Below are 12,174 nucleotides of genomic sequence, written 5' to 3' on the forward strand. Positions count from 1 at the left end.
CGCAGACGTCGAACTAGGGGATCTAGCTCGCGTCGAACGTCACCAGTAGGGTGACGGCGCGCGATGTACCCCCTCGTCGCGACGGAGGCCCCCGCTGAGCGTTCACGCTCGCGGGGGCCTCTTCGCTCACGCCGCCGCCTCGTCTCGCGTCTCTGCGAGCGACAGAGCGAGCGATCCGTCGCCCTTCGCCTTCGCTCGGTCGAGCGCGCGGTAGACCGTCGCGCGGCCTACGCCGTACTGCTCGGCCAGCTCCGCGACCGTGTGCTCACCGGTGCGGTACTCCGCCACCATGAGCTGCTCGAACTTCGCGGACAGCTTCGGCTTGCGACCCTTCAACCGACCCTTCGCCTTCGCGACCGCCATGCCCTCGCGCGTGCGCGATCGGATCATCTCGGCCTCGAACTCAGCGACCATCGCGAGCATGTTGAACAGCAGCCGGCCCACCGGATCGGTCGGGTCGTGCACCGCTCCCCCGATGCTCAGACTCACGCCGCGTTCCGTGAGCTCCGCCACCAGGTCGCGCGCATCCGGCAGCGATCGCGCGAGCCGGTCGAGCTTGGTGACCAGCAGCGTCGAGCCCTCGTCGCACGCCGCCATCGCCTCGCGTAGCTTCGGCCGATCCCGGTTCGAGCCCGAGCGGCCGGCGTCGACGTAGATGCGCTCGAGCGGGACCCCGGCGGCGTGCAGCGCGTCGCGCTGCGCCGTCGCGTCCTGCTTGTCCGTCGACACCCTCGCGTACCCAACCAGCTTCGCCATGACGAAAGTGTCTCAGTAGCTACCCCGTCACCGGAATCAATTCCGGACGGGTCTATCGAGACGTTCGGCGCAACAACCCTCTCGGCTGATGTCAGTTCTCGAGGTCCTCTGCACAAATCTTCAAGGTCCTCTGCACAACCACCGGAGCCGTCTTTCGGAGCCTACGCCGGCGTCGGCGCGCTGCGTTTAGGTGCTCTTGCGACCGAGGACGCGGAGGCCGTCTGGTCGTACCTCACCCGTGGGCGAGACGTGTCGGTAGAGCGTCTGGCGCGAGATGCCGAGTTCTTTGCAGAGGGCACCGATGTTCGTCTCCGGCTTGCCCATCGACGCCATAGCGAGTCGCACCTTGGCGGGCGTCATCGTGAACGGGCGCCCGCCGACCCGACCGCGTGCTCGAGCAGACGCGAGCCCCGCCATGGTCCGTTCGGAGATGAGCTCGCGCTCGAACTCGGCGAGGGCAGCGAAGATCCCGAAGACCAGCTTGCCGGCCGCGGTGGTCGTGTCGATCGCCGCCCCCTGACCCGTGAGCACTTTCAGCCCGATGCCGCGGGCGGTGAGGTCATGGACCGTGTTTACGAGGTGGTGCAGGTCGCGTCCGAGCCGGTCGAGCTTCCACACCACGAGCGTGTCGCCTTCGCGGAGCGCTTTCAGGCACGACAGCAAACCCGGCCGATCATCCTTCCGGCCGGACGCGAGGTCGGAGTAGAGCTGCGCGTCCTCGACGCCGGCCGCGAGTAGCGCGTCGCGCTGCGGGTCGGTGGTCTGCGTTCCATCGGTCTTTGAGACGCGCATGTACCCGACGAGCATCGCGAACCCCTGTCACTTATACGGCCGAATACGTGACAATCCAGCGCCAACGCGGCGCGCCGAGCAGTGGTGTCATATAACTGGTCACTCATTCTATGACTCGCGAAGGGCCTGGGTCGGGATTCTGTGACGACCGGTGCTGGGTGATCTCCAGGTCGGCGGGCGTCCCCGCAGATTTACTGCACCGACCCTCCCGGTCCCTCAGGACTCCCTCCGCCTCCTGGCGCGGTAGCGTCTGGAACGCAACTTCATCCGGTGAGTCGCCCCCTAGTGGGCGCAGATCGAGGGAAGCTCAGGCTGCGTGGCGCGCGGCGAGCAGTGTCTGCAACACGGCCGCCCCGCGCGACGCGTCGTCCACGGTCACCATCCGTGCTCGGCCGTTGCTGAGTCGGGCGATGAGGCCGGGCCCGGATCGGGCGACGTAGGCGACGCCTCGACCCGAGACCCGATAGCCCCAGCCGCCCCACTGGCCGGGGGAGACCTCTTCCCACCCGCACGACTCGATACGAGCGAGCGGGACCCGCATGATCGGGATACGTGTCCACGATGAGGTGACTCGGAGCCCGCGGATGTCGACGGTGACCTCCACCCGTGCGAGCACGAGCACGGCGAGGCCGGACACGACCAGCACAATCCCCGGGATCATCGCGCTGCCCGCGCCCTCCGCGGCGGCCCATGCCGCGGAGGCGATGCCGAGCGCGACGATGAGTACGCCGAGTCCGATGAACCAGCGGCTGCCGGCGCGGGTGCGCCAGGCCACCCGGGCAGTAGGGGGAACCTCGAGATGAGGGGCATCATGAGCAGGCACCGGCGCGGCGGTGCGGGTCAGCGCGATCATGGGGATCGTGGCGGAGACTGCACCGACAGCGAGGAACAGTGCCATCCACCAGATCGGGAGGGTACCGTCGCCGACCGTGTTCGTCAGCGCGATGGCGATCCAGCCGGTGGCGAAGATCGCGGCGATCAGGTTCACGACGAGCAGGCGAGTCGCCGCCGTCCGGCGATCGGCAGATCGGAGGCTGACGGCGGCGAGCACCACGGCGAGTGCGGTCACGCTGAGAGCGATCCAGAGCAGGGGCCACGGTGACCCCCACCCGTCAGCGCGCCCGTCGGCCGCGAAGTGCATGGCGATGCTGCTGGGAAGAGTCGGGGCGAGCACAATCGCGGCGATTCCAAGGGTGAGCGCGACGAGCGCCCCTGGGGCCACTACTGCCAGTCTCGTTCCAGTGCGCAGGGCTGGGGTCGTCGTCATCGTGCTCCTTTGATCATCGGCAACAGGTCGTCGAGGGGGACACCGAGAGTCTCCGCTTGGTCGCGGAGCTCCTCGACGAGCGCACGCAGGCGCTCGAAGGAGGCGTTCCCGGATTGCAAGACCGTCGCTCCGCGGCCGCGCCGCAACTCGATGAGCCCGTCTTCCTGAAGGCGTGCGTAGGCCCGGAGGACCGTGTGCATGTTGACGTCGACAGCGGCCGCGAGATCGCGGGCGGATGGCAACCGCTCCCCGCTCCCGAGCTCGCCCCGCGCGATCGCATGCCGGATCTGCGCGTCGATCTGCTCCGCGAGGGAACTCCTCGCGGCGGGATCGATCGTGATCAACATGTTTGTATTCTATACAAACAACTAACTAAGCGAGGGCGAAGGGCGACTCGATGAGAACCGCGCGAACGGGCCTCCCGTCTTGTAGACCGCGCAGAAGCCCCGAGGAGGGACCCCTCCGAGAGAGCCCACCGTGCCCGCGTCGGCGGTGCAGGCGACCTCGATCAGCTGAATGTTCATGGTCGTCTGCACAAGTGCCGCGGCGTCGCGGAAAGTTGTGCAGGCGGCCGTGAGCAACGACAGCTGATTTTCAGTGTCCGCACTCCTCTGCACGAGCGCGCTGCGCCGCGCGAATGCGCGGATGTAGATCGACGCTCAGCCGTCGACGTCGCGCTCTGCACCCGGTCGACGTCGTGACGTCGGCCGGCGCTGCGCGAGCGTCCGGATAGCGACCCCCATACGGACAGTCGAATCGGCCCTCCGGACCCTCGGGGCTCCGCCTTTGCGCTCGCGCCACGGACTAAATCGCAGGCCGCTTCCGCCGGGAGGGGGACGCGCAAGCCGGACCTTCGTTCATAGATTGAGGGCATGCCTGAGTTCATTGAGGATTGCGACCTCTACGCCGCCATGTCCTATCCCGTCACCGTCTCCAATGGACGCCGCGTGATCCGCAAGCTCGCCGTCAAAGCGCGCATCAACACCGAGACCGGGCAGATGGAGCTGTATGTGGACCCCTCCCAGCTGGACCAGCTGCAGAAGTAAGGGCATTAGGGGAGCTGTCCTTGAGCGGGCGGCTGCCTGCGTCTTCACAGACCTGCGCGACGCTCCGTTCTACACGACCACCGGCTTCATCGAAGCCGAGCCCTAGACAGACTTCCACCGGTCCCTTCGCGGTGTCGACGCAGCACTCGGCCTCGACGCTTCCGGCCGTCGCATCCACATGGTGGCGACGCTGGACTGAACTCCTTCGTGAAGTCCGGTGCCGGTCGCGCCACTAGCGACCGGTCAGCCATCCCCATGCGGGACAGCCTCACCCACCGCACGATCGTTAGCTCGGCGCCGTTTCGGCTCGACGGAGCGGCCTTCTGTAATAGAAGCGCCGTCAGCGCGTCAACCGGCCGGGGCCAATCCGACACTGATCGGATAATCGAGATATGTCGCGAAGTGCTCCGGTGTCGTTGGTCGAAGGTCAACACGTGCGTTTCGTCCGCTACCTCAATACCCGTGATGGGTGGATACATGAGGTTGTGCACGGGCGCCTCGAGCAGCGGACGGCGTCCGGCTGGCAGGTGCGCGTGGTCGATGAGGTCCGGGAGCTACCCGAGGCGGAGTGGTCGATCTACCGACCGTGACGATGTCGATCACGACTGGGTGGAGCGTTGTCAACCGTCGTTTCTTTCGCGAACTGCGGTCGTAGCGTCGGCGGCGCGAGTGCGATGGTCGGCCGTCTCGATGCACCGTCGCGATCCGGCTGCCGACGCGCTCGTCCCCACCATCCCGATCCCGAAGAGAAGGACTTCCCATGATCGACAGCACTGCCATCGACAGCCTCGCCGGATCCACCGTCTACGGCGCGGACGGCGACAAGATCGGCTCGGTCGAGCAGGTCTACGTCGCCGACGACTCCGGCACCCCGGTCTGGGCGACCGTGCGCACCGGCCTCTTCGGCACCTCCGAGTCGTTCGTCCCGCTCGAGGGCGCCTCGTTCGACACCGACCGCCTGACGGTCGCCTACGACAAGTCCTTCGTCAAGGACGCCCCGCGCATCGACGCGGACGGCTCTCTGAACGCCGACGAGGAGGCCGAGCTCTACCGCTACTACAACCTCAGCGGCGCGGCCGCGGCCCCCGAGACCGACAACGTGGACAGCGCCGCCGGCTTCGATGCAGCGGCCGCCGGCACCGGCACCACCACCGGCGTCGACACCTCCGTCGGCCACGACACCTCGGGTCCGACCACGGACGACGCGATGACCCGCTCCGAGGAGCAGCTGCACGTCGGCACCGAGCGCGTCGAGGCGGGCCGCGCCCGCCTGCGCAAGCACATCGTCACCGAGCAGCAGAGCGTCACGGTGCCGGTCACCCACGACGAGGTGCGGGTGGTCCGCGAGCCGATCACCGACGCGAACATCGGCGACGCGACCGCCGGCCCCGAGCTCAGCGAGGAGGAGCACGAGGTGATCCTCGGCGAGGACCGCGTCGTCGCCGCCAAGGAGACCGTCCCCGTCGAGCGCGTGTCGCTGGGCACCGAGACGGTCACCGAGCAGCAGCAGGTCACCGAGGACGTCCGGCACGAGGAGATCGAGGTCGAGGACGACGGCGTCACCCCGCGCCGCGACCGCGACGGCCTCTGATCCACCCCGCCGGCAGCGGGAGGCTCAGCGCCCCCTGCTGCCGGCACCCCCTTTCCTTCCCCCCAGCGCTTCCCGCGTGAGCAGATCGAGGACGACCGTGGCCCAGACCAGCACCGAGCGCGACCGCACCGCACCGGACCCTGACGACACCCGCAAGCCCGACGATCCCACGGACGTCACCCAGCGCTCCTGGGGCTACGTCCTGAAGAAGACGCTCCGCGAGTTCGGCGCCGACCAGTGCACGGACATCGCCGCCGGCCTCACCTACTACGCCGTCCTCGCGCTCTTCCCAGGGCTGCTCGCGATCGTCTCGATCCTCGGCCTCTTCGGTCAGGCCGAGACGACGACCTCGACGGTCCTCGATCTGCTCGGCGGCTTCGTCTCCGCCGACGTGCTGGACACGATCCGCGGACCCCTGCAGGAGCTCACCTCCACCCCCGCCGCGGGCCTGGCCTTCCTCACCGGTGTCCTCGGTGCGCTGTGGTCCGCCTCCGGCTACGTCGGCGCGTTCGGCCGCGGGATGAACCGCGTCTACGAGATCGACGAGGGCCGCCCGATCTGGAAGCTGCGCCCCACGATGCTCGGCGTCACCCTGGTGACCGTCGTCCTCCTCGTGGTCGCCGGCCTGATCCTCGTGCTCAGCGGTCCGATCGCGCAGACCATCGGCGACGCGATCGGCCTGGGCGACGTCGCCCTGACCGTGTGGAGCATCGTCAAGTGGCCGGTGCTGATCGCGATCATGGTCGTCATCGTCGCCGTCCTCTACCACTGGTCGCCCAACGTGCGGCAGCCGAAGTTCCGCTGGACCAGCCTCGGCTCGATCCTCGCCCTCGTCGTCTGGGCCCTCGCCTCCATCGGCTTCGCGTTCTACGTCGCCAACTTCAGCAACTACAACAAGACCTACGGCGCGCTCGGCGGCGTCATCGTCTTCCTCCTCTGGCTCTGGATCACCAACCTCGCCCTGCTCTTCGGAGCGGAGTTCGACGCCGAGCTCGAGCGCGGCCGCCAGCTCCAGGCCGGCATCAAGGCTGAAGAGCACATCCAGCTCCCACCGCGCGACACCCGCCAGAGCGAGAAGAAGGCGAAGAAGCACGCCGAGGACGTCCAGGACGGTCGCGAGCTCCGCGAGACCGCCGGACATCCCGACCGATGAGCGACCCCGGACCCCGGACCGCCGGAGAGGAGCCGATCACCGTCGTCCGCTCCGAGGAGCGCCTCGACGTCACGACAGTCTGGACCCCGACGGAGCGCCTGCGTGTCCGGAAGGTGATCGTCACTGAGGAGCGGACCATCACCGTCACGCTGCGCCGCGAGGAGCTCGTGATCGAACGAGAAGCGCTCGAGACCCTTCCGGACGGCGCCGATCTCGGGTCCCAGGAGTCGGCGCCGGAGCCGATCACTCTCGTCCTGCACGCCGAGGAACCGGTCCTCACCACGCGGGTGATCCCCGTCGAGCGCGTGCACGTCATGATCGACCGCATCGTCGCGATGCAGTCCGCCACCGAGGAGGTGCGGAAGGAGCGCGTCGACATCCAAACCGCGCCGTAGCTCCTCGGTAACGTCCTCTGAGCGTGCAGTCGTTCTCTGCCCGGAACGAAGGCGCCACGCAACCCTCTTGAGGGCCTCGAAGCTCGGAAGGGAACGTAGTCGCATGAGAAAGCTGCACTACTCAAGCGGACATCTGCTCGTGGGAGACCTCACCTGCAAGGCGGTCCTGCGCTACGCCAGAGCCCTCGCCGACGTCGGGAAATCAGATGTCATCTCCGTCCCGGTCCTGACCGAGGGTGGCGGGCGCGTGGACGCCCATCTGCTGATCGGTCCGGCGAGCCAGCTCTGGTCGGTGCCGATCGACAGCAGCGAGGTCGAGGAACCGGACGACGCGGAGGCGATCGCGCACATCGAGCAGGAGACACGCCGCATGCAGCCCGCGCGGCCCTCCTGGAACGAGGAGATGACCGACATCCCGCCACTCGACTTCCTGGACTACGCGGACACCGCGGACTTGGAAGCAGCCCAGCAAAACCCCTTCGGCTGACGCGGACCCGATCGAACACCGTCGGCCGGAGAGCGTCGACCCCTGCTCGACGCGACGAGCATCGTCGCGGCGATTCCCTATCAGAATGCAGCGTCGGCCGTTGACTCCAACGGTCGCATCGCGCTTCGGACACCTTTCAGCGGCAGCGGTGGCGAACTGCGAAAATCGGTGGATGCAGCAGATGACTCATGCGTCCGCGACGTTCACGACGACCGATGAGGTGTGCGCGGCCCTCCTCGCTTTCGTCGGGTCGATCGACGCCGGTGGCCCTTCGGAGTCGGTCGCCGTTCCTGCGCTGCGCGTGGACGGGCAGGCCATGAAGGTGCGGATGACGTTGAACGCCGACAGCGCATTCGTTGTCGTTCCTGTCGACGCCGACCCGCAGGACGAGAACGCCCTCGCGGCGGCGTCAGCGTTGGCAGTGGACGAGCTGCGAGGGCGAACCGAGAACCATCGGTAGGACTGCAGAGCGGTGCTCCGCGACGGGGCAGATCGGCTGCCGCTGAGGGAGGTCAACCCTCGACTCCCTGTTGGGCGTGGCGCCTAGCCTCGAGGGGTACGGAGTTCCTTCGCTCCGGCCCCAGTGCTCCCGGCTCGGATGAGGCTCGACCCCCGAGCCGGGAGCAGGAGCCGCCTCGCTGGGCCGCTGCTCAGACGGGCGGAGTCCGGTCGAGCTCGGCCTCGGCCAGGATGACCAGGCCGCGGTCGCTGTGCGAAGTCTCCAGCATCGCGAGGACCCAGGCCTTGTTGATGACGGGCGGGCGGCTGCCGGCGAACTGGAACTGCAGCGGGATCGACGGGGCGATCCACAGCGAAGCGCGACCGGAGCCGTGATCGACGGAGATCGGCCAGGACAGCAGGAAGCTCTCCTGGCGGCGCAGCTTCGCGGTGAGCGCGAGCTTCACGTGCGCCAGGGTGCGGTCGTCCATGTCGTACACGGTGCCCGGGCCGTAGATCAGTTGTCCCACGGGTGAAGCCTCCCACAGCCGTTAGACGACAACCGTCGGCGGGTCAACCGTGTCCATGGAGCCCCCTTCCCGCGCATAACGGGCGGAGCCTACGGCCGAGTGCGAATTCGAGGAACCACCCAAGGCCTCTTCGTCGCGGGGAGGTCCGGGGGCCGTAGGGTCCTGGCATGGCCGGTTCTGTCCGCGAGGTGCGTCTCGCTGAGGTGTTCGTCGCTCTCGCGCGATCGCTCGAGCCCGACCACGACGTCATCGACACAATGGACGTCCTCGTCCAGGCCGCGACGCAGTTCACGTCCGCCGCCGACGCGGGCATCGTCCTCGCCGACGAGGACGGGACGCTGCACGTGCTGGCGTCCACGAGTGAGCGGGCGTCCGACGTCGAGGAGGAGCAGCTCGGCGTGCGCGAGGGACCGTGCCTGGAGTCCTACCGCACCGGCGAGCCCGTCGATCTCCCGGACCTCGCGGACACCGACCGATGGCCGGCATTCACCCACGTCGCCCTGGAACAAGGCTTCCGCTCCGCGCACGCCACTCCCCTACGCCTGGGCAGCCGCACGCTCGGCGCCCTGAACGTCTTCTCCGAAAACTACGGGTCCCTCAGCGCCGGAGAGATCGCGCTCCTGCAGGCGTTCACCGACGTCGCGGCCCTCGCGCTCGTGCACAGCGAGAACCTCCAGCAGCAGAACGACCTCGCCGCCCAGCTGCGGCACGCCCTCGACTCGCGCGTGCTCATCGAGCAAGCCAAGGGCGTCATCGCCGAGCGCAACAGCATCAGCATCGACCGCGCCTTCGCCCTCATCCGCGCTCACGCCCGCGCGAACAGCGCCCGTCTCCACGACGTCGCCCACCGCATCGTCACCACCACGACCAGCCTCTGACCCTCGGCCCGTCCCGGCGGATATCGGCCGGCCCCTCGTCAGCCGTCCTTCCCTTCGGTCGCGTCAGTGACCGAAGGAGCGCAACCCCCTCGCTCCACCGACGGGCTCGACGTAGCGTCTATTACGCCGCATCCCGGTCCCTGGTGTCGGAACACTTCCCGTGCTCGGACTAGAGGATCTGATGAACACCTTTCTCTACGCCGGTATCGCCGCCCTCATCGAGGACGCGACCGCCACTGCCGTCATCGACTACTCCAGCGCCCTCGCCCGGCAGGGGCGGGTCGACACGGTCACGCTCCTGGATCACGCCTCGCCGGCGGAGCAGGCCCACGTGCTCGTGACACTCGGCGCAGGAGTCCCCCTCGCCGTGCGAAGCGCAGCGGATTCCTCGCTGGCCACGACGAGCGAGGATCTTCGGCAGCGGCTGGACGCTTTGCGCGCGCCGGCCGTCGCGCCGTCGGACACCGATCCCCGGATCATCGACGATCGGGACATCGACTTCTCCTGGCTCGACATCGAGCCCACTGGCACGAGTCACTCCGACGACTGAACCGTGCTCGACAGAGAAGGGAGCCGCAGGTCAGTCGGTCTCGTCCTCGTCGCGGTTCTGGGTGTCGAAGTCGTTGGTGATGATCGTGAGCGCCGTGTACGGGGTGATGAGGATCTGAGCCGTGTTCGCCCGACCCTCCCCGTAGTTGACGGTGAGCCACTGCGGGGTCGGAGCAGCAAGAGCTGCGTCGACCTCCGCACGGAACTCCTCGACAGTGCGATTGCTGACGGTGTGCGCGACGCCGTTGTAGATCAGGTCGATGCGCTTCACAGGTGCTCTCCCTGCGCGGACGGGCGGACGGACTCCGTGGGCTCGGGAGTCACGTAGAGGCCGCCGGCGGAGTTCGCGAGATCGGTGAGCGCGCCGATCCACGCCGGGTTGATGCGGGGCATGCGTCCGCCGAAGTACTTGTAGCGCAGGGCGTGGGAGGGGTGCAGCCAGATGGCGCTGCGGCCATCGCCCATGCTGTGGTCGTCGCGCCAGCTGAGCAGGAACGACTCGTTGCGGCGCAGCTTCGCGGTGATCACGATCTGCAGATGAGCGAGAACGCGGTCCTCGAAGTCGATCTCGACCGTTCCGTCGTAGTGCAGTTTCCCCATCGGCGTCTCCAGCCCTCGTCATCGGTGGCAGGCGCGCCTTCCCACTGCATCCTCCCGTCCGGTCGAGTGACCATTTCGGGGGAAAGAGAATTGCCGGAACTCCTGGTAACCACTCGTGCGGACCACGGTAGTTGCAGTGGCCCGCAGTTGCCATCGCCCCCTTAGACCCGCTCTGTACGGGCAGGCGAAGCCCTACTTGGGCGCGGACTGCTCGGTAGCGGTGGACCGTCGAGCGGCTTCCGCCTGATGGCGATAGAGCGTTGCCCGGCTCCACCCGACGAGACGAGCAGCGTCCTCTGCGGTGCGGCCGCGTCCGCGCGCGTCCACAGCGATGGCCAGCTTCTCGGCCACTACCAACGGGTCCGACAAAGGCCGCCCGAAGCGGGTTCCGCTCGCCCGGGCAGCGGCGATGCCGGCATTGACTCGTTCAACGATCAGCTCCCGCTCGTACTCCGCAAGCGTGGCGAGCATGTTCAGCATCAGTCGGCCCGTCGACGTTGACGGGTCGATGCCGTCGGAGATCGACCTGACCTGCACGCCGCGCTCGCGCAGCAGGTTCACCGTGTTGAGGACGTCGATCAGTGACCGGCCGAGCCGGTCGACTCGCCAGACGACGACGGTGTCCCCGTCTTCGGCGTACTCGAGGAGCTTCTTCATCCCGCGGCGCTCGATCGCGGTCTTGCTGCCGGACGTGACGTCGGCGAACACGTCCCGCTTCTGCACGCCGGCGGCGACGAGCGCGTCGACCTGCAGCTGCGCATCTTGACTCGACGTACTCACACGCGTATAACCCAGAAGCCTCACGGGCACATTCTGACTCGAAAAGCCCCTCCGGGCACCCTCGTGAGACGAAGTACTGCGAGACAAGTTGTTGAGACAGCGAGACGCCCGCCGCTCCGACCGAGGCAGATCTCGCAACAGCTGTCCACGGGCTGTCTCGAAAAGCTAATGATTATTGAGTAGCGTTCCATCGGCGACGCGCCCTCTACGCGCCCGTCCCACACAGTGCCAACCGCGATTCCCGCTGACTCACGGGCTTGGTGCACCGAGGACTCACCCGAGGCGTGGTGCAGTGCGGCCCCCGCGCCCACTGGGTAACTTGAACCATGACCGTTTTTGTGCTCGAAGGTCCAGACTTTGCGGGCAAGTCCACACTGGTGGAGCGCATCCGCGGCGCTTTAGAGGCGCGTGGTGAAACCGTGGCAGTGACCCACACAGGACCGCCCGACCTCCTCGACGCTAAGCCGCTCGCCCAAATCTATCTCGACGCTGCCGCAAGTCCGCTTGACACGGATCATTTGATCTTTGACCGCCTTCATGTCGGCGAATTAGTGTATGGCCCCATATTTCGAGGGCAAGCCCACATTACACAGACCGACTTGACAATGATTGATGACGTTTTGCAAGGACGCCAAGCCCAACTGCTCTACGTTCGCCCGCCCATCGAAACGCTCATAGAACGCTTCCACGGCGCCCGGGGCGATGACCTTCTAAAACAGGAGGAACAACTGATAAGCGCAATCACTGCATACGACTCTCTCATCGGACCTGACTGCTCGGGACCTTGGCAGCTAATAGACGGCAGCACCCTGAGTGACTCAGATCTCAACACACTTATCGGTTACGGCAGACCCGTCAATTGAGACACTACGACGGAGGCACACTTGACACCCTTCTCGGTTCGATGTACCC

Annotated in this window: 17 protein-coding genes; 9 read left to right on the forward strand and 8 right to left on the reverse strand. The window is 67.2% G+C overall.

All coding sequences use genetic code 11. The annotated features are described in order from the left end of the window. Nucleotides 1–126 precede the first annotated feature (126 nt). The 4 genes from GSU68_RS19305 to GSU68_RS19320 all read right to left on the reverse strand — a co-directional run bounded on the left by GSU68_RS19305 (nt 127) and on the right by GSU68_RS19320 (nt 3,162). Entirely contained in the window at nt 127–756 is a 630-nt protein-coding gene (locus GSU68_RS19305; RefSeq protein ID WP_159910534.1) for a recombinase family protein, read from the reverse strand. Nucleotides 757–942: 186 nt separating this feature from the next. Beyond that, on the reverse strand, nt 943–1,563 hold the full coding sequence (locus tag GSU68_RS19310) for a recombinase family protein (protein WP_104262291.1): 621 nt from the start codon (nt 1,561–1,563) through the stop codon (nt 943–945). Nucleotides 1,564–1,855: 292 nt separating this feature from the next. Then, nucleotides 1,856–2,815, reverse strand: coding sequence for a DUF1648 domain-containing protein (locus GSU68_RS19315; protein ID WP_159910535.1), 960 nt, complete (start codon nt 2,813–2,815; stop codon nt 1,856–1,858). Next, nucleotides 2,812–3,162, reverse strand: coding sequence for a GntR family transcriptional regulator (locus tag GSU68_RS19320; RefSeq protein WP_159910536.1), 351 nt, complete (start codon nt 3,160–3,162; stop codon nt 2,812–2,814). The genes GSU68_RS19315 and GSU68_RS19320 overlap by 4 nt, the downstream gene beginning before the upstream one ends. Nucleotides 3,163–3,687: 525 nt before the next feature. Here GSU68_RS19320 and GSU68_RS19325 point away from each other — a divergent pair. From GSU68_RS19325 to GSU68_RS19350, 6 genes are all read left to right on the forward strand, one after another. Then, the gene (locus tag GSU68_RS19325) at nt 3,688–3,861 is read left to right on the forward strand and encodes a hypothetical protein (RefSeq protein WP_159910537.1); all 174 of its coding nucleotides are present in this window, start codon (nt 3,688–3,690) and stop codon (nt 3,859–3,861) included. Nucleotides 3,862–4,621: 760 nt separating this feature from the next. Further along, the gene (locus tag GSU68_RS19330; protein WP_159910538.1) at nt 4,622–5,452 is read left to right on the forward strand and encodes a PRC and DUF2382 domain-containing protein; all 831 of its coding nucleotides are present in this window, start codon (nt 4,622–4,624) and stop codon (nt 5,450–5,452) included. 97 nt (nt 5,453–5,549) lie between these two features. Next, nucleotides 5,550–6,605 (forward strand): YihY/virulence factor BrkB family protein, encoded by a 1,056-nt coding sequence (locus GSU68_RS19335; RefSeq protein ID WP_159910539.1) that lies wholly within the window; start codon nt 5,550–5,552, stop codon nt 6,603–6,605. After that, the gene (locus GSU68_RS19340; RefSeq protein WP_159910540.1) at nt 6,602–7,000 is read left to right on the forward strand and encodes a YsnF/AvaK domain-containing protein; all 399 of its coding nucleotides are present in this window, start codon (nt 6,602–6,604) and stop codon (nt 6,998–7,000) included. Before GSU68_RS19335 ends, GSU68_RS19340 begins: the two co-directional genes overlap by 4 nt. A gap of 103 nt (nt 7,001–7,103) precedes the next feature. Beyond that, nucleotides 7,104–7,487 carry a hypothetical protein gene (locus tag GSU68_RS19345; RefSeq protein ID WP_159910541.1) on the forward strand — a complete coding sequence of 128 codons (384 nt, stop codon included), beginning with the start codon at nt 7,104–7,106 and terminating at the stop codon, nt 7,485–7,487. 172 nt (nt 7,488–7,659) lie between these two features. Continuing rightward, the gene (locus tag GSU68_RS19350) at nt 7,660–7,947 is read left to right on the forward strand and encodes a hypothetical protein (RefSeq protein ID WP_159910542.1); all 288 of its coding nucleotides are present in this window, start codon (nt 7,660–7,662) and stop codon (nt 7,945–7,947) included. Nucleotides 7,948–8,137: 190 nt separating this feature from the next. Here the strand turns inward: GSU68_RS19350 and GSU68_RS19355 are convergent, their stop codons facing one another. Further along, on the reverse strand, nt 8,138–8,455 hold the full coding sequence (locus GSU68_RS19355; protein WP_159910543.1) for a hypothetical protein: 318 nt from the start codon (nt 8,453–8,455) through the stop codon (nt 8,138–8,140). 167 nt (nt 8,456–8,622) lie between these two features. On the opposite strand from GSU68_RS19355, the gene GSU68_RS19360 reads away from it, so the two are divergent. After that, nucleotides 8,623–9,333, forward strand: a complete 711-nt coding sequence (locus tag GSU68_RS19360; protein ID WP_159910544.1) for a GAF and ANTAR domain-containing protein — start codon at nt 8,623–8,625, stop codon at nt 9,331–9,333. 181 nt (nt 9,334–9,514) lie between these two features. Then, nucleotides 9,515–9,883 (forward strand): hypothetical protein, encoded by a 369-nt coding sequence (locus tag GSU68_RS19365; protein ID WP_159910545.1) that lies wholly within the window; start codon nt 9,515–9,517, stop codon nt 9,881–9,883. A gap of 30 nt (nt 9,884–9,913) precedes the next feature. Here GSU68_RS19365 and GSU68_RS19370 read toward each other — a convergent pair whose 3' ends face one another. The 3 genes from GSU68_RS19370 to GSU68_RS19380 all read right to left on the reverse strand — a co-directional run bounded on the left by GSU68_RS19370 (nt 9,914) and on the right by GSU68_RS19380 (nt 11,286). Beyond that, nucleotides 9,914–10,153, reverse strand: a complete 240-nt coding sequence (locus tag GSU68_RS19370; RefSeq protein ID WP_159910546.1) for a hypothetical protein — start codon at nt 10,151–10,153, stop codon at nt 9,914–9,916. Beyond that, nucleotides 10,150–10,482 (reverse strand): ATP-dependent DNA ligase, encoded by a 333-nt coding sequence (locus tag GSU68_RS19375; protein ID WP_159910547.1) that lies wholly within the window; start codon nt 10,480–10,482, stop codon nt 10,150–10,152. Before GSU68_RS19375 ends, GSU68_RS19370 begins: the two co-directional genes overlap by 4 nt. Before the next feature lie 192 nt (nt 10,483–10,674). Beyond that, nucleotides 10,675–11,286: a recombinase family protein gene (locus GSU68_RS19380; RefSeq protein WP_159910548.1), complete on the reverse strand. Its 612-nt coding sequence runs from the start codon at nt 11,284–11,286 to the stop codon at nt 10,675–10,677. Between the two features lie 302 nt (nt 11,287–11,588). Between GSU68_RS19380 and GSU68_RS19385 the strand changes: the two genes are divergently transcribed. Then, complete coding sequence (locus GSU68_RS19385) at nt 11,589–12,125, forward strand: hypothetical protein (protein ID WP_159910549.1); 537 nt, start codon at nt 11,589–11,591, stop codon at nt 12,123–12,125. Nucleotides 12,126–12,174: the final 49 nt, after the last annotated feature.

The sequence above is a fragment of the Rathayibacter sp. VKM Ac-2759 genome, from assembly GCF_009834225.1.
GTDB lineage: Bacteria > Actinomycetota > Actinomycetes > Actinomycetales > Microbacteriaceae > Rathayibacter.